Below are 22,665 nucleotides of genomic sequence, written 5' to 3' on the forward strand. Positions count from 1 at the left end.
CCATTCCCCAATCCCCAATGCCCCAATCCTTAAAAGATGCCAAGTAAATATGCCTTAGCTTGCTGATACTGTCAGGATCAAAGAGTAAAGAATAAAAGGCAATCTATTTTGACTTTTAACTTTCTCCTTTTGTTCAACTTCCACAACGGGAGGCTTAATCTTGACTAAATTGAAAGTTGGTATCAATGGCTTCGGTCGAATCGGGCGACTCGTGCTTCGCGCTGGCATCGATAATCCCAATATTGAGTTTGTAGGCATTAACGACCTAGTACCACCAGATAACCTTGCTTACTTATTAAAGTACGACTCAACCCACGGTCAATTAAAGCAGAAGGTTGAAGCCAAGGAAGACGGTATTCTCATTGATGGGCACTTCATTCCTTGTGTGTCGGTGAGAAATCCAGCAGAGTTACCTTGGGGAAAATCAGGTGCGGATTATGTCGTGGAAGCCACCGGACTCTTCACTGACTACGAAGGAGCCGCAAACCACCTAAAAGCAGGTGCAAAGCGAGTGGTAATTTCTGCTCCCACCAAAGATCCAGATAGAGTTACTACTCTACTTATGGGTGTCAATCATCACCTATTTGACCCCAGCAAGGATATCATTGTCTCCAATGCTAGCTGCACTACAAACTGTCTAGCTCCCATAGCTAAAGTGATCAATGATAACTTTGGGTTAACTGAAGGGTTGATGACCACCGTCCATGCCATGACTGCCACTCAGCCAACTGTAGACGGCCCCAGCAAGAAAGACTGGCGGGGTGGTCGAGGTGCAAGCCAGAATATTATTCCCTCCTCCACAGGTGCAGCTAAAGCTGTAGCACTGGTTTTACCAGAATTGAAGGGTAGATTGACTGGTATGGCATTACGAGTTCCGACTCCCGATGTCTCTGTAGTTGATTTAACTTTCAAAACTGCCAAAGCCACTAGTTACAAAGAAATCTGTGCTGCTATGAAAGAGGCTGCCGCAGGTTCACTAGCGGGTATTTTAGGATACACAGATGAAGAAGTAGTTTCCACAGATTTTCAAGGCGACACCCATTCTAGTATCTTCGACGCAGGTGCTGGAATTGAGTTGAATTCAAACTTCTTCAAGGTAATTGCCTGGTATGACAACGAGTGGGGCTACTCGAATCGCGTGATTGACCTGATGTTGTCTATGTCACAAAAGGAAAAACTCGCCTCTACAGTTGCTGTGGTTTAATTGGTCATTTGTCATTGGTCATTGGTCATTGGTGATTAACTTTTGACTTTTGACCCTTGACTTTGGGGATTTGGGTCAAATGGTAAATACCCTGGGAGTAAAACATTATTTAGTATCTTTATTTACAAAAACGGTGATATAAAGCACGTGTTAATTTGGATGACTGGGCGATGTCTACGACGGGCTACGCCTACGCACAAACTATCCAAATTTGCAGGTTACTCCTCAACCCCTAATCCCTATGCGTCGAACCAAAATCATTTGTACTGTTGGGCCCGCTACATCTGCACCCGAAAATCTGCGAGGCTTGGTAGAAGCTGGAATGAATGTGGCACGGTTGAATTTTTCCCACGGGGCTTACGAATTCCATGCTCAAACTGCTCACTATCTCAGACAAATTAGTAATGAGCAGCAAAAACCGATCGCAATTATGCAAGACCTGTGTGGCCCCAAGATTCGTTTGGGAACTTTACCACCGGAAGGGTTAAATTTAGAAGCTGGTACTGAAGTCACCTTTGTATTGCAAGAAAAGGGTGAGAGCATTGAGGAAATACCTCTACCATTACCGACTCTGTTCGCAATGGTGCGACCAGGTGAACCGATTTTAATTAATGATGGTCGCGTCAAGTTAATTGTTACCGATCGCGATGCCGATCGCATTCGCGCCCAAGTGAAGACTGGCGGGTTAATTTCCACACATAAAGGAGTAAACCTGCCACAAACTCCTTTACCTGTTAATTCCATCACCGAAAAAGACTTGCTGGATCTACGCTTTGGGATTCAGTTGGGTGTAGATTGGGTAGCGGTGTCCTTTGTGCAATCGCCACAAGACTTAGAACCCGCCAAGCGCATGATTGAAGCAGCTGGTGCTTCCATCCGCTTAATTGCCAAAATCGAAAGAGCAGAGGCAATAGAAAACTTTGACTCCATTCTAAAAGTGGCCGACGCGATTATGATTGCCCGTGGCGATTTAGGGGTAGAAGTGCCAATTCACGAAGTACCCCTCATTCAAAAAGATATTATTCGCCGTTGCAATCGTGCTGGCAAACCGGTGATTACAGCCACCCAAATGCTAGAGTCGATGATTAGCGCCCCCGATCCCACCCGCGCCGAAGCAACTGATGTTGCCAACTCCATCTTAGATGGTACGGATGCAGTCATGCTTTCTGGTGAAACAGCTGTTGGACAATATCCCATCGCCGCCGTCCAGATGATGCACAATATCGCCGTGCGGACAGAACAGGCTCTAGATGAGGGTAGCAAACACGCCTGGTGTCATGAAGCAGGTAGTCTCAGCGTTACCGAATCTGTAGCAGAATCTGTGTGTCGCATCGCTTATGAAACAGGTTCACGGGCAATTCTCTGTAACACTTCATCAGGAAATACAGCGAGGATGGTATCTAAATATCGGCCGACTTCTCCTATTATTGCCCTCACCTCCGATATCACCGCTTATCGCCAATTAGCACTTTCTTGGGGTGTGGAAGCTTTGCTGATCCCACCAGTTCACCATGCTGAAGAGATGTTTACCAATGTGGTGAACACAGTTGTAGATATGGGTTTAGCCAGTAAGGGCGATAAAGTAGTGATTACCTCTGGCGTTCCAATTGGTAAATCGGGCACAACTAGTTTAATCAAAGTGCATTCCATTGGACAGCCAATATCGGCATAAGCCACTTAGAATAGGGCTGTGGCTCAAGATAGTAAGCAAAATTGGGCAATGATTCCGAAAAATTGCCAGAATCAGAATTGAAGGAACTAAGGACTGGGGACTGGTGACTGGGAAGATAAGGAAGAGAATAATAACTCTTGTACAGACACGATTAATCGCGTTTCTACTCCTAACTCAGTACTCAGCACTCGCTAGGGAATAAGTAAATCCTAAACAAACATCACGGAGTCTTTTATGTCTAAGAATTTACTAGAACAATTGCGAGAAGTGACTGTTGTGGTCGCGGATACGGGGGATATCCAGGCAATTGAAAAGTTCAAACCCCAAGATGCCACCACCAATCCTTCTCTGATTACTGCTGCGGCGCAAATGCCAGAATATCAGGGAATTGTCGATCAAACTTTACTGCAAGCGAAGAAAGATGCTGGAGACGGAGCCACCCAAGCACAGATAGTTTCTCTAGCTTTTGACCGTTTAGCAGTTGCTTTTGGATTAAAGATTTTACAAATTATTCCCGGTCGTGTGTCTACAGAAGTAGATGCTCGCTTGTCCTACGATACCGAAGCTACTCTGACTAAAGCACGGGATTTAATTGCCCAGTATAAAGCTGCTGGAATTGGCCGCGATCGCGTTTTAATTAAAATTGCCACCACTTGGGAAGGCATTCGCGCTGCGGAAATTCTTGAAAAAGAAGGTATTCACTGTAACCTTACCTTGTTGTTTGGTCTTCACCAAGCGATCGCCTGTGCAGAAGCCGGCGTTACCCTAATTTCTCCCTTCGTCGGTCGGATTCTCGACTGGTACAAAAAAGATACCGGACGCGATAGCTACCCAGCAACCGAAGATCCAGGAGTTTTGTCCGTCACCAAAATCTACAACTACTACAAGAAATTCGGCTATAAAACCGAAGTTATGGGAGCTAGCTTCCGTAACCTTGGTGAAATTACTGAACTTGCAGGTAGTGATTTGCTAACCATTTCTCCATCACTTTTGGCTGAATTGCAGTCAACTGTTGCAGAACTGCCACGTAAACTTGACCCCGCCAAGGCAGCAAGTTTGTCAATCGAAAAGATATCCATTGACAAAGCTAGCTATGACAAAATGCACGCTGCTGACCGCATGGCAACTGACAAACTAGACGAGGGCATCAAAGGTTTCACCAAGGCACTAGAAGACCTTGAGAAACTTTTGGCAGACCGACTAGTTCGCCTTGAAGGAGAGGTAGTAGCAAGTCATTAAAAGATAACCATAATTAGTGGTTAGTGGTTTAACACCAACCACTAACCATTAGTTAGTTGTATCAGCCTTGGCTCAATAACGACCTCGGATAATGCTGTATCGTCCGTAGGGCTGCCGTCGTTGGATAAACTGCCGTTGTCTTAACTGCTCCCGTCGTCGGATATTTTGGTATCTTCCGAAAGGCTGCCGTCGTCGGATATTTTGGTATCTTCCGAAAGGCTGCCGTCGTCGGATAATCTGCCGTCTTCGGATCATTCTGTATCGTCCTGGCCGCCGTTGAGCAATTAAAAGCTCTCCAGTTTTATCTCCAACTAGATTAGCTTCTGGTACGGCGCTCTGTTCATTGCGAGCATTATTTAAAGAAATATCTTTTGCTTCAGCTAATGAGGGCGGATACACAAAGGCACATAGCAATAGCGCTATTGAGGATAACTTCCTAAGACCTTTCATGTTTTTGCTTCTACTAGACTTTGGTAATAACTTTATTAAAACACCTGAAAGTCTACAAATTACCCCTTATATACTTTTTTTAAACTTAAATTTGGTATGAAATTCTGTCTTTAAATTTCATCCTTATGGATAATTGTAAATTAGCTTAATCTGTGTAATAAAGAAGTAATCGTCTAGCAAAATATAATTTTTTCCAATAGACAAAATGGATAATTACCTAACATTTCGTCTCATTTTAAGAAAGCTTTGCTACATTGCAATAAAGTTCAGTTAGATAACAAAACATTAACTCGTGTAGGTTTGATTGATTCTCTGAAACCAGCTTCTGATAATTATTAGGCTTCCTACTGCTCAACCTAACCTACAACTGTACAACTCTTTTTAACTACACAAATCTGAAAATAAACGGGTAGCGGTAAGACACATTTGGCTGGTTTAGAACATTGATAATGGCAATAATTGGCAGAATAAAACTGACCACGCCCAAAGCAATCAATAACAAAATACCAATTCCCACAACAGTCAACAATGCAAAGATAATTGCATAAATATAAAGATTTATGTGAAAATTGAGTGATTCTTTGGCATTGCTTTTAATAATCGGGTCATTACTAATTAACAAAATTGCAATCGGTATGCCAATGGAGATAATCGTAGAGCTAAAAAATATTGCTCCGTGGCTTAGGGCTGATAAAAGCTTGCGTTGCTGAATGTCTTCCATGCCACAATTCCTCTTTTAGAGACTCAAATGGTAACTATTACTCGTGGATGTCACTATAGTTACGATCTGATATTAGCGTTAGTTAATCACTCTCTGCACAAACCACCCTAAGATACTCAATCCTAACAACAGAGGTGTTAACCAATCACCCCAACGCACATATAAAGTTTGCGTCTGTCGCCGATAAATTGTTTCAGCATGAGTTTCGTAAGTATTATATCCAGACATCCACAAGGTTCTCCCATGAGGATCTACAAAAGCTGAATATCCGGTATTAGTTGCCCGTGCTGACCAGCGATCGGTTTCAATTGCCCGCATGATATCCTGTGCATGGTGCTGGAATGGCATGGATGCAGTGTAATGGGCATCATTAGAAGAACTGAGGATAAATTGCCCACCCGCCGCAGCTTGACGGCGAAATTGTTCAGGAAAAGCAGATTCGTAACATATACTAGCGATCGCCCGACCAAAAGGAGTGTCAAATATCTGATTTGCTGAACCCGGAACTTGGTGTGCTTCCAAAGGCGACAAGCGTTGAATTAACCCGCCGAAAATCCCTTCAAAGGGAATATATTCTCCCAAAGGTACTAGTTTGGACTTATCGTAGCGGCTGACAATTTCACCCTTACTGTCGAAAGTAAACAAGCTAATTGTATAACTGTCTCCTCGTTCGCCAAAAGCCCCAATCCAAGCAACTACACCTTTTTCCTTCACTGCTGCGACTAAGGCAGTTCCCAACAAGTTGCGTTGGAAAATAGGTAAGGCTCCTTCTGGGGTGAGAACTGCATCTACACCTTGGTCTGCTAAAGTTAAATACCCATTAGTGTAATTTTCTTGGGCGCGACGAAACCCTTCGGAACTTCGTAAAAGTCGGTTTGGGATATTACCCTGAACAATCCCCACTTTTAACGCTGCTTCTGGGGGTTGGGTGATGGGGCGACTGTATAAGAAAAAACCTATGAAGTGTAAGGTAATTAATAATCCTGTGGCGGCAACTAAGTATTTATTAACGAACCGCAGAGGCGCAGAGAACACGGAGGAAATGTTCTCTGCGCCCTCTGTGCCTCTGCGGTTTATCCATCCTTCAGCAATTAACCCATTTACAGCAACTATTGCTGCTGTCACAGTATTAGGCCCAGAGAGTTGACCTAGATGTACAATTACGAGATTCTGCGGACTTTGAGTGTAAGCAAGTGAACTCCACCACAGAGGGCCAGCACTCCAAAGACTCTCTAAGCCACACCAGACGGCTGTACCAATAAGTACACGTAACCACGGGTTTTTTCCACCCAGGCGAACTATTACAGCAGCCCAAATAGTAAGGAATACCCCACCCAAGACACTGATAAATCCCCAACAAAAAAGCGTGATTGCCAAGCTTGGCAACCAAGGAACGCCCAACCATGTCATCGGATGAATGCCGGTAATCCAGAATAGGGCGACACCGTGAAAACCAATACCCCAGAAGAAAGCAGGGGGAGCCAGGGGAGATTGGTTTTTGCGTTTGGCTGAAGTGAGAATTATTACCCATAAGGGAACTATGGCAATCCAAGCCAACAACCATGCACCTACTGGGGCTACAGTTAGCCCCATTAAAATGCCGCTAGCTAAGGCAACTAAGCAAGGGAGTAAAGATATAAACCTCTCCCCCTGCTCCCTCTGCTCCCCCTGCTTTTTACTCTGCTTCTTCTGCATCGGCAGCATCAGGTGGAACTATTGCTACTCCGGTAATAGCGTCATCTTCGTCTAAACGCTGCACTCTGACTCCAGTTGCCGATCGCGATTGGATAGAAATCGCATTGACCGCCTGACGGATGATAATACCGCGATTTGTCACCATCATGATTTCATCATCATCATTGTTGACAATGCGTAGGGTTGCCAATTTGTCTTTGGTTTTGCGGTTTTTGAACTTGGTTGCCATTAAACCCTGACCAGCACGATTTTGTAGTCGGAACTGGGCAACGGGTACGCGCTTACCATATCCTCCCATCGTAATTACCAACACCCAAGGGCCAACAATGCCAGTACTAGGCACTTCTGCGGACTCTTCAGTAGTTTCGGTAATTTCGATATCTTCTGTTTCGATTGTTTCGATTGCTTCGATATCTTCTGTTTCGGCTTCTGCTACATCCAAAGTTTCCAGAATTGCTGCGGGTAGAATATCCATACCCACGAGTTCATCTTTATTTTTGAGTTTCATGGCTTTCACCCCACGAGTCGCCCTACTTAAAGGACGTAGTTGTTCGTGGTTGCACCGGAAGTTAATTGCCATCCCGTTACGAGAACCAATGATTACGCTATCCTCGACTCTGGCGCGTCGTACCCAGCGCAGTTGGTCGCCTTCTTCTAAGGAAATGGCAATCAAACCATTGGCGCGAATATGACTAAAGGCTGCCAATTCGGTTTTCTTGATATTGCCGCCCTTAGTGAGCATGACCAGATATTCTTCGCTGCTAAACTCGTCAACGGGTACAATCGAGGTGATTTTTTCCTCTTTGGGGATGGGTAACATCTGGACGATTGGTGTGCCGCGACTGGTACGCGAACTCGCTGGAATTTGATACGCTCTTAGGCAATAAACAACACCACGCTCACTAAAGAATAAAATACTGTCGTGATCGCAGCAAGTCAAAAAATGCTCAATGGTATCATCATCTTTCACCTTGGCTGCGGCTTTACCTCTGGTAGCACGGCTTTGCGCTTCAAAGGTATTAACTGGCATCCGTTTGATGTAACCTTGTTCTGTCACCAGAATGATCGCTTTTTCATTGGCAATTAAGTCGCGATCGTCTAATTCCCCTTCCCCTGGTAAAATCACCGTGCGGCGTGGTGTGGCAAAGTTAGTTTTCAGTTGCCCAACTTCGGTTTCGATAATTTCTAGCACTCTCTCCCGGCGTGCCAAAATATCTTGTAAGTCGGTAATTTTTGCTTGTAATTCGTCGTGTTCCAAACGAATTTTGTCTGCTTCTAAGGCAGTCAACCGCCGCAATTGCATCTGCAAAATCGCATCTGCTTGCACTTCCGAGAGTCCATAAGTTGTGATTAATTCGCCTTTGGCTGTCGGCGCATCGGGAGCATGGCGAATCAAGACAATAATTGGATCTAACTGTGACAGGGCAATTAATAACCCTTGGAGGAGATGATCGCGTTCTTCGGCTTTCCGCAGTTCGTAACGGGTGCGTCTGGCAATGGATTCGATGCGGAAATCTAAGAAGACGCTTAAAAATTGCTTGAGGGTGAGTACCTGGGGTTCGCTATTCACCAACGCCAGCATATTCGCCCCAAAGTTGGCTTGCAGTGGCGTTTGTTTGTAAAGGTTGTTCAGAACGACGCGAGGATAAGCATCACGCTTAAGTTCGATGACAACTCGCATCCCATCGCGATCGCTTTCATCCCGGATATCTGCGATGCCCTCTAGACGCTTTTCGTTCACCATTTCGGCGATTTTTTCGATCAGCGCCGCTTTATTGGTTTGATAGGGCAATTCGGTGATGATAATTGCTTCTCTATCTGGCCGTCCCCGTTGTTCAACGGTTTCAATGTTAGCGACACCACGCATGGTAATGGAACCACGCCCGGTTGTGTAGGCTTCACGAATCGCAGATGTCCCCAAAATTTGCGCCCCAGTTGGAAAGTCTGGGCCGTGGACGTACTGCATTAATTCGAGATCGGTGATTTCTGGATTGTGGATTACAGCCACCAAAGCATCAATCAATTCGCCCAAATTGTGCGGCGGAATGTTGGTTGCCATACCCACGGCAATTCCAGAGGAACCGTTGAGCAATAATTGGGGAATCCGTGCAGGTAAGACTGTGGGTTCTTGTTGGGAACCGTCGAAGTTATCGGCAAAATCTACGGTTTCATACTCAATATCGTGTAGTAAACCAGCGCTAGTTAAAGCTTGTAAGCGACATTCTGTGTATCGCATTGCGGCTGGCGGATCGTTGTCTACCGAACCGAAGTTACCATGTCCGTTAACTAGGGGCGATCGCATGGAAAAATCCTGCGCCATCCGCACCAAGGCATCATATACTGCTGTGTCGCCGTGGGGGTGGTATTTACCCAACACTTCCCCCACCACACGGGCGCATTTCTTAAAGGGGCGATCGTGGAGCAGACCTAGCTCGTGCATTGCGTAGAGAATGCGACGATGCACAGGTTTTAGACCATCCCTGGCATCTGGCAACGCCCGACCCACTATCACGCTCATGGCGTATTCCAGATAAGACTGCGACATTTCGGTTCGCAAATCTATCGGGATAATCCTCTCCTGTGAGGTTGTCATAACCTAAAAATCTCCAAAAATCGTAGATTTTAGCTTGTTTACTCAACAAAGCGCAAAATTATTCTAAATTACTCTTGAATAATTGCCATAATTTGATATAATTCTAGCATAATATTGCCGTTTTTTGCCTAGGCAGCTAATCCAAAATCTCTAGTGAAAGAAGATATAATAACTTACATTTAGGAAGCTTTTAGTTATTTAACAAGAGCAGTGAAATAAAAGGTTGATTAGCGCAAATTCGCCTAACTTGAAACATGACAGAGTAAAGTTAAGAAAACAATCTAAAATTGGCTTTATCAACTCTTACTTTGATAACCGTTATTTACTAGAATTTTTGCTTACTCAGGTCTTAAAAATAAAAGCGTGGTTGATAATTTCTACTTAAAGAAATAGCAAAATTGAAGAAAAGCTACCAAGACGCAAATAAAGGAAGACTTGTAGCAATTAGTATTTATGATCGACAAAATATTTTGACGTAAAGGAGAGGAAATTTTGGCAGCAGTCCGAGTTCGCCAGCATGTTAATCCACTTGGTAAAAAGTATCAAACGCCAGCAAGTCCCCTTGACTGGGAAAAAATTTATGCAAAGCCAAATCAACCACTACATTTAGATATTGGCTGCGCTAAGGGGCAATTTTTATTAAATATGGCCAGCATCGAACCCAATTGGAATTATCTCGGCTTAGAAATTCGAGAACCGTTGGTAGTGGAGGCGAATAAGTTACGTTCTGAGTTGGCTTTAACAAATCTGCACTACTTATTTTGCAATGTAAATAACTCACTGCGATCCCTGTTATCTTCCCTCCCTCCAGGAAGTTTACAGCGTGTGACAATTCAATTCCCCGATCCTTGGTTTAAAACCCGCCATGCTAAACGCCGTGTGGTGCAACCAGAACTAGTGGCAGAATTAGCCAGTTATTTGGCGGTTGGTGGGGTTGTGTTTGTGCAATCAGATATGGAATTTATCGCGGTGGAAATGCGCGATCGCTTCGCTGCCCACCCAGCTTATCAGAAAGTTGGTGCAGAAGAATGGTTAGCAGAAAATCCGCTACCAGTCCCTACAGAACGAGAAATAGGCACACAAAAAAAGGGTGAACCTGTTTATCGGGCTTTGTTTGTCAGACGAGAAGTTGTGAATAATGAGGGGTAGTAACAAGCAATTCTTTGAGGAAACTTTGCTGCATTCCTTAAATCTATATAATTTAACCTGAATCACTTAACTTAGATGCTTAAGCTTCTAGTAAAGGAAGGGTGACGGTAAAGGTTGTACCTACTTCAACTTGACTATTGACTATAATCTCGCCTCCATGTGCATCGACACATTTTTTGACGATCGCTAGCCCTAAGCCAGTACCTGGAATGGTTCCAACATTTTCAGCACGTTGAAAAGGCTGAAACAGCCGTTTTTGGTCTTCTTGAGGAATTCCAATTCCCGAATCTTGAATTCGGAAAATTACTGTTTTTTCCTGACCAATTAATTCAAAACGCACTATACCGCCCGGTAGTGAATACTTAATCGCATTACTCAGTAAATTGCCTAAAATATGCCGCAGCAAGCTTTCATCCCATAATGCCTCGTCTAATTTCCCACAACTGGCGAACACCAAAGTCAGATGCTTCTCATTTGCGATCAATCTAACTTCTTCGACCATTTGGCGGCAAAAAGCTTCTAAATCTATACAAATGAGTTCATACCCCAGTCTGCCAGAATCAGCTTTCCCGATGAATGTAACTTCATCCAATAGCTTTGCCATATTTTTGATCGCCGAGCGAATCATTTGTAAATGATTCAGTTTTTTCTCTTTGGTCAATCTTTCATCCTGGTTTTGTAGCAAACCAGCAGCCAAGAGAATAGTATTTAGGGGATTGCGGATGTCATGGGAAAGCATTGAAACAAATTCAGATTTGAACTGGTTAAGTTCATTGGCTTTCACCAGTTCCGCAGTTCGTTCTTCAACCCGGGTTTGTAATGTTTCATTGACTGTGCGTAATGATTCTAAAACCTGCTTGCGCTCGATCGCATAACGCAGCGATCGCACTAACACATCTACATTTACCTGGCGCTTGACTAGATAATCTTGTGCCCCCTGGCGCACTGCTTCAATTGCTAGTTCTTCGTCATTAGTATTTGTTAAAACAACAATCGGTATACTTGGCGCTTGACCAATCAGAGGAGGTAGAGATGATAATCCTTGGCTATCAGGTAGAGTTAAATCTAATAAAATAACATCATAATTACATTGATTTAGTTCCTGAAGTGCTTCGCCCAATCGCGTCACATGAACCAGAGTAAACTCTTGGGACTGGGCTTGCGTCAGAAACTCTTGTAATAACCTTGCAGAAGCTAGATTATCCTCAATTAACAAGATTTTTACTGAGTAGCTCACAACCATAATCTTCAGGTTTCACCCCCTATTGCTGCTCTATCTTGTCATTTGTCATTTGTCATTTGTCATTTGTTATTCTCCCGCGCCCCCTGCCCCCCCGCCTCACTCCGATGGTAGCGTCACAGTAGAGAGCCAAAAATCTTCGATACTCTTGACGATTTGAAATAATTGGTTCAGGTTGCGAGATTTAGTGATGTAGCAATTCACATGTAAATCGTAGCTGTGAAAAATATCATCCTCATTTTTTGAGGTTGTTAACACAACAACTGGAATACGCTTTAGTAGTGGGTCGGCTTTGATTTCCGCCAGCACTTCTCGACCATCTTTTTTAGGCAAATTCAAATCCAGCAGAATGAGGTCAGGGCGTAGTGCATCAGCATATTCACCTTCTTGGCGTAAATAAGCCATAGCATCTATACCATCCCTGACCGTTACCACTTGGTAGGGCACTGAACTGTTTTTTAACGCTTCTTGGATTAAGCGAATGTCAGCTTTATTGTCCTCGACCAAAAAGATGGTTTTGTGTTTTTCTCCCGTTTCTACGCTCAAGTTCGCGTCCTCCAACTGGAATCGTAAAGTAGAAGGTTGCGCCTTCACCCAGTCCTGACTCTACCCAAATCCGCCCTCGGTGACATTCGACGATCTTCTTACAGATGGCTAAACCCATACCTGTACCAGTATATTCATCCCGCGTGTGTAAGCGCTGAAAAATTACAAAAATGCGATCGCTAAATTTTGGGTCAATGCCAATTCCATTATCCCGTACTGAGAACAACCATGCGTCTTCTATCCTTTCTGCTCCCACATGAATTTGTGGCGGCTGATCGCTATGAAACTTAATGGCGTTACCGATGAGGTTCTGGAATAGCTGCATCATTTGGGTGCTGTCAGCCATCACTGTTGGTAAGGGATCGTGGGTGATAATAGCGCCAGTTTCATTAATGCGTTGACGCAAATTGCCCAACCCTCGATTTAAGGCTGTCTCTACCTCGGTCATTTGAAATGCGATCGCTTGCATATCCACTTTCGAGTATGCCAGCACGTCATCAATCAACGTCTGCATCAGGCTAACTCCCTGCACAGCGTAGCTGATAAACTCCTGAGCATCTTCATCAAGTTCTTCACTATAGCGCATCTCTAACAGCTGCACGTAATTCACAACTTGATTGAGTGGTTCTTGCAAGTCATGGGAGGCGACGTAGGCAAACTTTTTCAATTCGGCGTTAGAACGTTCTAAATCCTGCGCTAACTGGGCTAGTTCATCGGCTTGACGTAGCACAATATTAACAATTGCTTTCCGCAGTTCTAAAGCTGCTTTTACTTCTACATCTTTCCAAGGTAAAGATGTTAAGCGAACCGTTTCTTTCCACAGTTCAAATGATTTGCGTGGACATAAACGGACATTTCCTTCTGACTGGTTAACTTCAAACGCCTTATTAGGATCGCCACCCCAATTTACAGTTTGAATTACTTCTGGTCGGAACCACAAAACATAAGTCCGCTTGGCGATGGGAATCGCTAACAAACCGCTAGCGACATTTTTAAAGCTTTCTGCATCTGGATAAATCTGCGGCAAAGAGTCTGTATAGAAGACTTCTTCTTCAACATTATTCTTCAGCCATTGGACTAAAAAATTCAGGTCTTCTTCTCTAGGTGTTTCACCAACTACCGTGCAATTTCCCGCAAAACAGACAGCTGCACCTTGAGCGCTAGCCAAATCTAAAAGATGCTGTGGGTTTTTAACTAAACCATCAATAAAGTTTTCTTCTTGAGACATATATTCAATCAAGACTGATTGAAGGTGTGTCAGATTTATCCGGTGATAATAATCTTCTGTCTCTTCTCTAGCTGAAATTTCTGCAAATATTACTCGCCCTAAAAATTCGCAAGCTTTACGTAATTCGTAAGAAACATATTTTGGGGATTGATGATGGCAAGCAATTAGTCCCCAGAGTTTTTGGTCTTTAATTAAAGAGATAGTCAGCGAGGCACCAACACCCATATTATGCAAGTACTCTGTATGACAAGAAGCAGCACTTCTGAGAATAGAGTTGGTTAAATTAATCGGGCGATCGCTAATTGGATTATTGACAGGAAAAAGTTTGATTGGCTGAGAATAAGCATCAGGTATAATTCTGATCGAATTGGCAGCAAATAATTTTCTTGCTGGTTTGGGAATATCTGATTCTGGGTAATGCAGCCCTAAGTATGGTTCTAGACTTTCTAGTTTTTCTTCAGCGACAACGGAACCATGTCCATCATCATCGAATTTATATAGCATTACCCTATCAAATTCCGTTATTTTCCGAACTTCTTGAACGATAACTTGACAAAAGTCACGAAGATTTGCTGTTTTTTCTAGTTGATTTATGGAGGCTCTAGCTAGATGATAAAAGCTTAGAAATGGAATATTTTCTTGAGTAATAGCAGGTTCTAATTCCAGAATTAAAAATCCTTCTGTATTGCGGTGAAATATTGCATCAAATACTATATATTCATCACCTTTTTTTCGTACCCAAACTTTGGTGGGATTGATAAAATCAAGATTTTCCCCGGATAGCCCTGTTTTGATTCTCTCTATTTGGAATGGGTCGAGTAAATCTTCTAGTTTTTTGTGCAACATATTTTCGGGAGCAATTCCGAAAATCTTTAATGTATTAGTGCTAACTTGTAATATTTTTAGCTCAGGCTCCTCCAAAACTAACAGGACACCATGAGGTTGAATTTGGCTAGAAATATGAATTGGTGCCTCTTTCAAGCTAATTAAATTAATACCTGGGAATTGTAAGTTCATTTCCATGAAGATCCTCCTCTGTTGTCTGGGAGCATCAAAACTAGAATATCTAGAATAACGGATAATGATAAATGTAAAAAAATAAGGTTACATTCAGCATTTTTACTTAGTATCTAATTTCCCATGCCCTGATGTTGCGTTTTGCAGGCTTGCTCTCATCTGCTTACACTTTGAAAAGTCTAACAGCCAGTAAACTTACATAGGAATAATAAATGTGAAAACCATGTGATTAAACAATCATGATATGTGTAGCTATGTTAAGTTGAGAAATGAGTTTAGGAGTCATTATTCTTACCAAGACCCCTTTTAATCAAATCCAAGAGTTGAACCACATCCGCAATTTATAACCGTCAGGAGAGAGGGGTAAACCCAAATAGATGGGCATCCAGAAAATAAAAGCAGCCAGAATAATAAAAGTAATGGTGACACCTAGCGCCCGGAGTTGTTGATAATAGCTGCGAAGACACTGATCGACAAACCAAGCGATCGCTAAAAATACAAATACGACTGCACACATATAATGGTAGATAAAAACGCACCTTGTCACTTTTACCCAAGGTGCTAAGTTAGCAGCATAATTTATAACTAAATACAAACCAATCCAAGTATCAACACTAAGAGTTGCTGGTACTAAAAAACGCTTTTCTTTCACCCACGGCATTACGGCTTGTGACACCAGCATCCCTACTAAAAACAACATAGCAGCAACACCAAACCACCACAAAAAGGGATTGCCCATTGCATGGACATCATAAATAACTTGTCCAGCACCGGCAGGTAAAGGTGGCCCCATGACAGGTAATGGTTCAGTGATGCTTTTAGCCGTTTGATAATAATATGCCATTGGTCGAGTCATCAAAGGCCATTTGTACCACGCAGCACAATAAGGATGTACATCCGAACTATTACCACCTAAATGCAAGTGAAATTTCAAAATTTGCTGATGTACTGCAATAAATCCGTAAGTTTTATCTAGTTGAAGGTGAGGAATCCAGATGATGCTATAGATAAAAGCTGGAATTATTCCTAGATAAAATAACATCTGAAAAATATTTAGCTGAGTCAAATTTTGTAGTGGTGACTCAGATGAGGTTGATGGTATAAATGGTGGAGAATAAGTACTAATTCCTATCTCCTGGCTCCTGAATTCTGCCGACGCTCGCGGACTCGCTACCGCTTCGCTATCCTGCCTCCTGCCTCCTGCCTCCTGACTCCTACCTCCTGCCTCCTGCCTTCTGCCTTCTGCCTCCTCCAATGAGGGGGATGTAAAAAAGAGTTTGGCGTTAGCAAAAGAATGCGTTCCCTGAATTACCCAAGCTACTATCCAAATAAGATAAGCACCTGATAGGAACCATAAACCGTTCCACTTAGTACCGACTGACGCACCAAAAGCAATGCCAGCAAAAACTAACCAAAATGAACGTCGCCGGTTTTGCTTATCTAATGCTAATAATAAAAACCAGTGTCCTAATAAACCAAAGATGACAATATAAATATTACTTAAAGCATAACGAGATTCAACTAGAAAAATGCCATCACAAGCTGTAAATAAACCAGCAAGCAAAGCAAAGCTACGGCGATAACTCAATTGATAAGCGATCGCAGCTACAACTAAAGGAATAAATGAGCCTGTAATGGCATTGAAGCACCGATAAGTCCAAGGCGATCGCATTGAACCCGTTAGCCCATTTACAGTATCGTGCCAAAAAGGAATGTGACTGCCAAGCCAAATGCCGATGCCAATCATATATTGGCTCAATGGCGGATGAGCATTAAAAAATGGTGTGTGCGTGAGATAATTATTACCAAATTTGGCAAAGTAAACTTCATCAAATACCAGAGTGTTGAATCGCTCCAGCCCCCAAAACCTCAAGGCGAGTGAGAGGATAAATATACCCAACAGCCCAATTCGGAACCATTTTTTAGTCATTTGTCATTTGTCATTTGTCATTTGTCATTTGGGCATTGATAAATAATCAATAAATAGTTTTTCTTCCCCTGCTTCCCCTGCTCCCGTTACTGCCCTACTCCCTGCTCCCCTCTACTCTTCAGGTGCATCTAGTTGGAACAGGAGTAGTTCAATACCGTAATACTTATTTGTCCGCCCTATTGGTTTCATACCCAATCGTTCTGTTACACGGATTGAAGCATGATTTTCTGGCTTCACTACGGCATAAATCACTGGCAAGTCCAAGACACTAAATCCGTAGTTGAGCATAACTCGTCCTGCTTCTGTTGCATACCCTTTACCCCAAGAAGCTCGCCTCAAGTGCCAGCCTACCTCATAATCTTGAGTGGGTAAACCATCTTTGTCAGGCAATTGTTTGAGAATGATAGTTCCTACAATTGTTGTAGTTTCCTTTTCGACAATTGCCCAAGATCCAGTACCATTGTTGCGTCGGTGCCATTGCTCGATGTTGTCAATCAAACGCTGACGCTGTGACTCAACACTTGTTACCAGAGAAGCTTTACCAAGAAATTGCGTAACTTCAGGATCGCTGTAAATTGCAAAGGCTTGCTCGGCATCGCGTTCGGGTATCCAACTGCGAATAATCAAGCGTTCGGTTTCCAAAAGATTTGTCATCTTGCTTTTGACTAAACTAAATAGCCATTCTGCAAAATACTAAGATACTTATGGTTGAGCAGTCAAAAGTTTTGTAGACAATTACACAAACAAAATATGGCGATCACTATATTACAGGCAGCGATCCAGAAGTTCAACTACTGTTGGTTATGCGATACCTGCGGCGGTAAACTACGCAAATTCTGAATCTTTCCGCAGTTCTTCAGAACGGAATCTTAATGCAATCCGATCCTTTGCTATCCCTGCTCAACTTTTGCCACTTCCAGCATTGTCTTTAAAACCGAATCTGGATTCAGACTGATGGAATCAATTCCTTGTTCGACCAAAAACTGAGCAAATTCTGGGTAATCACTGGGTGCTTGTCCACAAATGCCGATTTTGCGATCGCATTTTTTCGCCGCTTCTATGACCATTTTTACCATTCGTTTGACAGCTGGACTGCGTTCATCAAACAATCTCGCTACCAACGCCGAATCTCTATCTATCCCCAGTGTCAGTTGAGTTAAATCATTTGAACCAATGGAGAAACCATCAAATACCTCAGCAAATTCTTCAGCCAGAATCACATTACTGGGCAACTCACACATCACATAAACCTGCAAGCCGTTAACACCCTGCTTTAAGCCATTTTTTGCCATTTCTGCCAAAACCAACCGCCCTTCATCAGGAGTGCGACAAAAAGGAATCATCGGAATAACATTTGTTAAACCCATCTCTTCCCGTACTCGTTTGAGGGCATGACATTCTAGGGCAAAAGCTTCTCTGTAGCCTTCATCATAGTAACGTGCCGCTCCTCGCCAACCTAGCATTGGGTTTTCTTCGTGGGGTTCAAACTGCCGCCCACCTAACAAATTCGCATATTCATTACTTTTAAAATCTGACATTCGCACAATCACTGGTTTGGGATAGAATGCTGCGGCAATTCTACCTATCCCTTGAGCTAATTTATCTACAAAATATTGAGGTTTATCGTCATAAAGTGAGGTAATTTCAGCAATTTTAGCTTTTGCAAATTCATCTTTTAATAATTCATAATTAATTAACGCCATTGGATGAATTTGGATTTGGTTAGCAATGATAAATTCTGTCCGCGCTAAACCTACGCCATCGTTAGGAATTGCCGATAAACTTAATGCTTCTTGAGGATTACCCACATTCATTAAAATTTGAGTATGGGTACGCGGTAAGTTCTCTAAAGCAACTTCTTCAACTTCAAAAGGTAATAAGCCTGCATAAACTTTTCCCTCTTCCCCTTCGGCGCAAGAAATTGTTACCTCTTGACCAGGTTTTAAGATTTCTGTAGCATTGCCACATCCCACGATCGCAGGGACACCCAATTCTCGCGCAATAATTGCTGCATGACACGTTCTACCACCAGAATTGGTGACAATTGCACTGGCGCGTTTCATAATAGGTTCCCAATCAGGATCGGTTCTTTCTGTCACCAAAACTTCCCCAACTTGAAACTGTTCGAGTTTCTGAACATCTAAAATTAGGCGGGCTTTCCCTTGACTAATAGCTTCTCCAATTGCACTTCCCGTAACCAGGGGAATGGGTGATTGGGAATCATGGAGTGAGGAGTGGGAAGATTTTTCCTTATTTTCCCACACCAACCGATAACTCCGCAGCACATTCCCTGTCTTCTGCGACTGGACGGTTTCGGGACGCGCTTGCACAATAAAAAGTTGATTAGTAATGCCATCTTTTGCCCATTCGATATCCATTGGAGTCGATATACCGTGGACTTGAGAATAATGATCTTCAATTAAACATGCCCAACTTCCTAGTTGTAAAATCTCTTCATCACTCAGGGCAAATTTACCTCTTTCGCTGGGGGAAACCGAAACATTTTTTGTAAATTTGGAGCCGTCATCATAAATCATTTTCAGTTCTTTACTGCCCAATTTTTTATCGATAATCGGGCGGAAACCAGCTTTTAAAGTTGGTTTAAAAACACAGTATTCATCGGGATTTACAGACCCCTGAACAACGTTTTCACCTAAACCGTAGGCGGCTGTAATTAGTGCCGCATCCTTAAATCCAGTTTCTGTGTCAATGGAAAACATCACCCCAGAGGTTGCTAAGTCAGAGCGCACCATTTTTTGCACGCCCACAGCCAGAGCAATGCTAAAGTGATCAAATCCCTTGGTGTGACGGTAAGAAATGGCGCGATCGGTAAATATGGAAGCAAAGCACTTGTGACAAGCTGCTAAAACTCCTTCGACACCAACAACGTTGAGGTAAGTTTCTTGCTGTCCGGCAAAACTAGCATCGGGAAGGTCTTCGGCGGTGGCGCTAGAACGGACTGCAACATCTGTCTCTGTATGGTATATTTCACAAAGACTTTGGTAGGCTGTAGCGATCGCCTCTCGCAATTCTACAGGAAATGGGGTGTGGATTAATAGCGATCGCGCTTTTTTCCCCCGTTCTCGTAAATTTTTGACATCCTCAACATCCAAGTCAGCAAAGAGTTTGCGTAGCTTTGCTTCTAAACCTGCTGATTTGATGAAATGACGATAGGCGTAAGCAGTGGTGGCGAATCCGGTAGGAACGTTAATCCCTTTAGGCGTTAGTTGTTGAATCATTTCGCCCAGTGAGGCATTTTTACCACCAACTAACGGTATATCAGCAATTCCAACTTCATCAAACCACAAGATGAGCGATCGCTCTTGGGCAGATGGAGATAAAGTGCTTTTAGATATTGTAGTCATAATTACCTTTTAAATTTATACTCAATTTGTAAGTGTGTAACCGTTAGTATATTTTTCCCATCTTTAATTTTAGATTTTTCATTCTGTCGTGTAACTTTAAATTTGGCGATTAAATCCAACTTTATAGTCAATAAAAGTTAACAATTATTTAGGTTAATAGTTTTATCAAAATACCGGATGCAATACACAATGGCGCAATTAGAACGACTGTTGAAAATGGCAGAAGATGAGTTAACTGAGTACAGTACTGATGCCCGAAAAATGGAAAAACTACGCCGTAAAATAGGTTTATCAGTCTCGACAGCCGAACAGCGACAAGTCAAAGAAGCATTATTAGTTAATAAGCAATCTTCTAATATAATTACTCAAATTGTCGAAGAGCAAAGACAAACAGTAGCCTTACCATTTTGGGGAATTGCTGGATTGGGTTTGTTATTCGGAATTTCTTTAAATCAACCTTTCTGTTTGTTAGCAGCTATAGTTGGTACTGTATCAGCTTACAGAATTCAAAGATGGGGTTGGCAATTGCAGGCAAGGAGTCTATTGTTACAAACATTGGAAGATATTGAAGCGCGTATTGCCCAACCTAAATAGATACACTTTATAAATAAAGTATTTATAACTGCTTGTATTTAAATATACGAGTGAATCGACTAGTCATTCTATTGAACCTCGTAAGTACTTAACAATTCTTTTGGGATCACCATAACAAAAAAATTAGATATTGGATGTGATTTAGGTATTTACGATCTTGGTTTGCGTGCAATAAATGCTACATGACCCTCCGGCAGAAGGTATTGCCCATAACTACGAGTTGTTTCAACTTGGAAGCCAACGCCAGAGAGTTCACTTGCAATAGCTGTTGCTTCGTATAATCGCACGTGGTGTACTTCGTCAGATCGTCTGTAGTGTTCCCCTATCTTACGGAAGCTGATAATTCGGCGTGTCAAAATCATTTGCTCTCGATCTTCCGATTTTTCAACTAATACTACCCAGCTTTCTCCTTCAGTGAAACCTTTAGTTGTAGTACCTTGTGCAACTTGTCCTTTTTCGGCAATGTCGAAGATGAATACACCCCCAGGAGTTAAGGAATTATATATGCGCTGAAAAAGCTGAACAAGAATTTGGCGATCGTTGTCTCGATCAAACAGGTAGCTAATACATTCACTAATGGAGGTGACAGCATTGCATGGCGGAATCTCTGTTTTGAATAGTGAATCGATCCGAAATTCGGCATCTGGGACTCTTGTTCGTGCAATATTAATCATCGACTCAGAAATATCAACTCCGAGAACACGATAATGAGACTTAGTAAGTTCTTCTGCCCATAATCCGCTACCACAACCCAAGTCAACCACTAGTCCATCATGTATTTTGTTTTGAGCGAGGATTTCTAAGATGCCAGGAGCAGATTTGAGAGCGAAGTCACGGAAACCGTCATCATGAATAAATGCAAGGTCTTCTTTGTACCATTCATTCATATTGCTTAGAGGCTATTTACCAATTTTTGGGGTTAAATACTTATTACGTGCTTTTCTCTATTACACTATTTTAGCCTTGCGATACCACTACGGTAATTTTATTTTTACTTTCTAAATAACCTCTTATTGCCTCTTCACAGAAATTGTGTAACTAGGTAGATGTGAGGCATCTGTTTGAGTTTTTATAAGTCGCCAGTCATTATCTATATATAAATGCTGAAACACTTGAGAAGGTGCTAAAGATGTTTTTTTTAAATAATTTGTATGATTTATCTCTATATTTTCTAATTCCAGAGCTTTCGATAAAGCCAATTTTGAGGCATTCAGTTTGACTTTAGTGTTAAGCACATCAGTAAACCAGGTGTAGACTGACTCTAAAGTTAGAGGAATTTCTCTATTTTTAAAAGCTTGAAATCTATCAATGTTTTGAAGATACCATTTACCATTTTGAACTCCATATTTTTGGATTACCATGAAATCATAAGCGGGTAATCTTGAGTGAAAACTCTGGGACAAATATGGCTCTTTCCCCATTATATAGCGAGCGACACTGGCACAGTAACCATCATGCTGGAAAATTTGAAAAGACTGTTCTTGTATTCTTTTCGGTAAACTTTCATGAAATGATATGGTAGACCATATTGGTGTCCAAACACCTACCAAAAGCCGTAATTGTTCCGTAACGCTGAAAACAGGATTTTGTTGGCTTAATTTTATAAAATAGGGAAGTAATTCAGTTTTGTAAAATTTAATTTCGTCATTTGAATTTCCTGAGTTTTGTCCTTGAACTCGTGCCAAAATCTCATTTTTAAATTTTACTTTTTTGGGAGCGCTTAATTGATTTTTTAGCAAGAGTTCAAACATCACCATTTACCTTGTTCTCATTTTTTTAGATGATTTGGTAAGAATTAAAAACTGGTGATTTTAGTACTTATACAGGTATCATCTATTCTTTTACCCTGTAAGAGGTAGAGCTTTTTAGCTCCTGCCTTTAACAGTTCTAAGGTGTTTATGTGCTTGATACTATCTATTCTTACTCACAAAATGGTGTGATCTAGATCACTGCAAACTAAAATATATTGAAAAAGTATTTAGAAATCAGAGCATTGCATACATAAATTTATAGCGGCTACTC

General features: G+C 42.2%; 17 protein-coding genes. 5 read left to right on the top strand and 12 right to left on the bottom strand.

Annotated features, from left to right (window positions below; genetic code table 11):
- Positions 1 to 160 precede the first annotated feature (160 nt).
- From gap to G1O98_RS26395, 3 genes are all read left to right on the top strand, one after another.
- Positions 161 to 1,204: a type I glyceraldehyde-3-phosphate dehydrogenase gene (gene gap, locus G1O98_RS26385; protein ID WP_114080282.1), complete on the top strand. Its 1,044-nt coding sequence runs from the start codon at positions 161 to 163 to the stop codon at positions 1,202 to 1,204.
- A gap of 241 nt (positions 1,205 to 1,445) precedes the next feature.
- Complete coding sequence (gene pyk / locus G1O98_RS26390; RefSeq protein WP_163934149.1) at positions 1,446 to 2,876, top strand: pyruvate kinase; 1,431 nt, start codon at positions 1,446 to 1,448, stop codon at positions 2,874 to 2,876.
- Positions 2,877 to 3,110: 234 nt separating this feature from the next.
- Complete coding sequence (locus tag G1O98_RS26395; RefSeq protein WP_114080284.1) at positions 3,111 to 4,115, top strand: transaldolase; 1,005 nt, start codon at positions 3,111 to 3,113, stop codon at positions 4,113 to 4,115.
- 72 nt (positions 4,116 to 4,187) lie between these two features.
- On the opposite strand, the gene G1O98_RS26400 is transcribed toward G1O98_RS26395, so the two are convergent.
- The 4 genes from G1O98_RS26400 to gyrA form a co-directional block, all read right to left on the bottom strand.
- Entirely contained in the window at positions 4,188 to 4,565 is a 378-nt protein-coding gene (locus tag G1O98_RS26400; RefSeq protein ID WP_163934152.1) for a hypothetical protein, read from the bottom strand.
- Between the two features lie 385 nt (positions 4,566 to 4,950).
- Entirely contained in the window at positions 4,951 to 5,286 is a 336-nt protein-coding gene (locus tag G1O98_RS26405) for a DUF4870 domain-containing protein (protein ID WP_163934155.1), read from the bottom strand.
- Between the two features lie 78 nt (positions 5,287 to 5,364).
- Positions 5,365 to 6,981 carry an apolipoprotein N-acyltransferase gene (gene lnt, locus G1O98_RS26410; RefSeq protein WP_163934159.1) on the bottom strand — a complete coding sequence of 539 codons (1,617 nt, stop codon included), beginning with the start codon at positions 6,979 to 6,981 and terminating at the stop codon, positions 5,365 to 5,367.
- Positions 6,962 to 9,574, bottom strand: a complete 2,613-nt coding sequence (gene gyrA, locus G1O98_RS26415; RefSeq protein ID WP_163934165.1) for a DNA topoisomerase (ATP-hydrolyzing) subunit A — start codon at positions 9,572 to 9,574, stop codon at positions 6,962 to 6,964. Before gyrA ends, lnt begins: the two co-directional genes overlap by 20 nt.
- 492 nt (positions 9,575 to 10,066) lie before the next feature.
- Between gyrA and trmB the strand changes: the two genes are divergently transcribed.
- Positions 10,067 to 10,723, top strand: coding sequence for a tRNA (guanosine(46)-N7)-methyltransferase TrmB (gene trmB, locus G1O98_RS26420; protein WP_163934168.1), 657 nt, complete (start codon positions 10,067 to 10,069; stop codon positions 10,721 to 10,723).
- A 79-nt stretch (positions 10,724 to 10,802) separates the two neighbouring features.
- Here trmB and G1O98_RS26425 read toward each other — a convergent pair whose 3' ends face one another.
- The 6 genes from G1O98_RS26425 to ppsA all read right to left on the bottom strand — a co-directional run bounded on the left by G1O98_RS26425 (position 10,803) and on the right by ppsA (position 20,049).
- Entirely contained in the window at positions 10,803 to 11,966 is a 1,164-nt protein-coding gene (locus tag G1O98_RS26425) for a hybrid sensor histidine kinase/response regulator (RefSeq protein ID WP_163934172.1), read from the bottom strand.
- A 96-nt stretch (positions 11,967 to 12,062) separates the two neighbouring features.
- On the bottom strand, positions 12,063 to 12,509 hold the full coding sequence (locus G1O98_RS26430) for a response regulator (RefSeq protein ID WP_114080291.1): 447 nt from the start codon (positions 12,507 to 12,509) through the stop codon (positions 12,063 to 12,065).
- Positions 12,454 to 14,760, bottom strand: coding sequence for an ATP-binding protein (locus tag G1O98_RS26435; protein ID WP_163934175.1), 2,307 nt, complete (start codon positions 14,758 to 14,760; stop codon positions 12,454 to 12,456). The genes G1O98_RS26430 and G1O98_RS26435 overlap by 56 nt, the downstream gene beginning before the upstream one ends.
- A gap of 304 nt (positions 14,761 to 15,064) precedes the next feature.
- Positions 15,065 to 16,684: a phospholipid carrier-dependent glycosyltransferase gene (locus G1O98_RS26440; RefSeq protein WP_163934178.1), complete on the bottom strand. Its 1,620-nt coding sequence runs from the start codon at positions 16,682 to 16,684 to the stop codon at positions 15,065 to 15,067.
- Positions 16,685 to 16,795: 111 nt separating this feature from the next.
- Positions 16,796 to 17,338, bottom strand: coding sequence for a GNAT family N-acetyltransferase (locus G1O98_RS26445; RefSeq protein ID WP_163934181.1), 543 nt, complete (start codon positions 17,336 to 17,338; stop codon positions 16,796 to 16,798).
- A gap of 236 nt (positions 17,339 to 17,574) precedes the next feature.
- A complete protein-coding gene (gene ppsA / locus G1O98_RS26450) occupies positions 17,575 to 20,049 on the bottom strand; it encodes a phosphoenolpyruvate synthase (RefSeq protein WP_163934184.1) in 2,475 nt (824 codons plus the stop codon).
- Between the two features lie 189 nt (positions 20,050 to 20,238).
- On the opposite strand from ppsA, the gene G1O98_RS26455 reads away from it, so the two are divergent.
- The gene (locus tag G1O98_RS26455; RefSeq protein WP_163934187.1) at positions 20,239 to 20,643 is read left to right on the top strand and encodes a hypothetical protein; all 405 of its coding nucleotides are present in this window, start codon (positions 20,239 to 20,241) and stop codon (positions 20,641 to 20,643) included.
- Between the two features lie 149 nt (positions 20,644 to 20,792).
- On the opposite strand, the gene G1O98_RS26460 is transcribed toward G1O98_RS26455, so the two are convergent.
- Both G1O98_RS26460 and G1O98_RS26465 read right to left on the bottom strand, forming a co-directional pair.
- A complete protein-coding gene (locus G1O98_RS26460) occupies positions 20,793 to 21,530 on the bottom strand; it encodes a class I SAM-dependent methyltransferase (RefSeq protein ID WP_163934192.1) in 738 nt (245 codons plus the stop codon).
- Between the two features lie 123 nt (positions 21,531 to 21,653).
- On the bottom strand, positions 21,654 to 22,394 hold the full coding sequence (locus G1O98_RS26465; protein ID WP_163934195.1) for a hypothetical protein: 741 nt from the start codon (positions 22,392 to 22,394) through the stop codon (positions 21,654 to 21,656).
- Positions 22,395 to 22,665 lie beyond the last annotated feature (271 nt).

It is taken from the genome of Nostoc sp. UIC 10630, from assembly GCF_010747425.1.
GTDB lineage: Bacteria > Cyanobacteriota > Cyanobacteriia > Cyanobacteriales > Nostocaceae > Nostoc.

Excerpts from the sequence above, each read along its gene's own strand:
- G1O98_RS26400 (WP_163934152.1), bottom strand. The coding sequence starts at position 4,565 with ATGAAAGGTCTTAGGAAGTTATCCTCAATAGCGCTATTGCTATGTGCC.
- gyrA (WP_163934165.1), bottom strand. The coding sequence starts at position 9,574 with ATGACAACCTCACAGGAGAGGATTATCCCGATAGATTTGCGAACCGAA.
- ppsA (WP_163934184.1), bottom strand. The coding sequence starts at position 20,049 with ATGACTACAATATCTAAAAGCACTTTATCTCCATCTGCCCAAGAGCGA.
- G1O98_RS26455 (WP_163934187.1), top strand. The coding sequence starts at position 20,239 with ATGGCGCAATTAGAACGACTGTTGAAAATGGCAGAAGATGAGTTAACT.
- G1O98_RS26460 (WP_163934192.1), bottom strand. The coding sequence starts at position 21,530 with ATGAATGAATGGTACAAAGAAGACCTTGCATTTATTCATGATGACGGT.
- lnt (WP_163934159.1), bottom strand. The coding sequence starts at position 6,981 with ATGCAGAAGAAGCAGAGTAAAAAGCAGGGGGAGCAGAGGGAGCAGGGG.
- pyk (WP_163934149.1), top strand. The coding sequence starts at position 1,446 with ATGCGTCGAACCAAAATCATTTGTACTGTTGGGCCCGCTACATCTGCA.
- G1O98_RS26440 (WP_163934178.1), bottom strand. The coding sequence starts at position 16,684 with ATGACTAAAAAATGGTTCCGAATTGGGCTGTTGGGTATATTTATCCTC.
- G1O98_RS26445 (WP_163934181.1), bottom strand. The coding sequence starts at position 17,338 with ATGACAAATCTTTTGGAAACCGAACGCTTGATTATTCGCAGTTGGATA.
- G1O98_RS26395 (WP_114080284.1), top strand. The coding sequence starts at position 3,111 with ATGTCTAAGAATTTACTAGAACAATTGCGAGAAGTGACTGTTGTGGTC.
- G1O98_RS26425 (WP_163934172.1), bottom strand. The coding sequence starts at position 11,966 with ATGGTTGTGAGCTACTCAGTAAAAATCTTGTTAATTGAGGATAATCTA.
- G1O98_RS26435 (WP_163934175.1), bottom strand. The coding sequence starts at position 14,760 with ATGGAAATGAACTTACAATTCCCAGGTATTAATTTAATTAGCTTGAAA.
- G1O98_RS26465 (WP_163934195.1), bottom strand. The coding sequence starts at position 22,394 with ATGTTTGAACTCTTGCTAAAAAATCAATTAAGCGCTCCCAAAAAAGTA.
- G1O98_RS26405 (WP_163934155.1), bottom strand. The coding sequence starts at position 5,286 with ATGGAAGACATTCAGCAACGCAAGCTTTTATCAGCCCTAAGCCACGGA.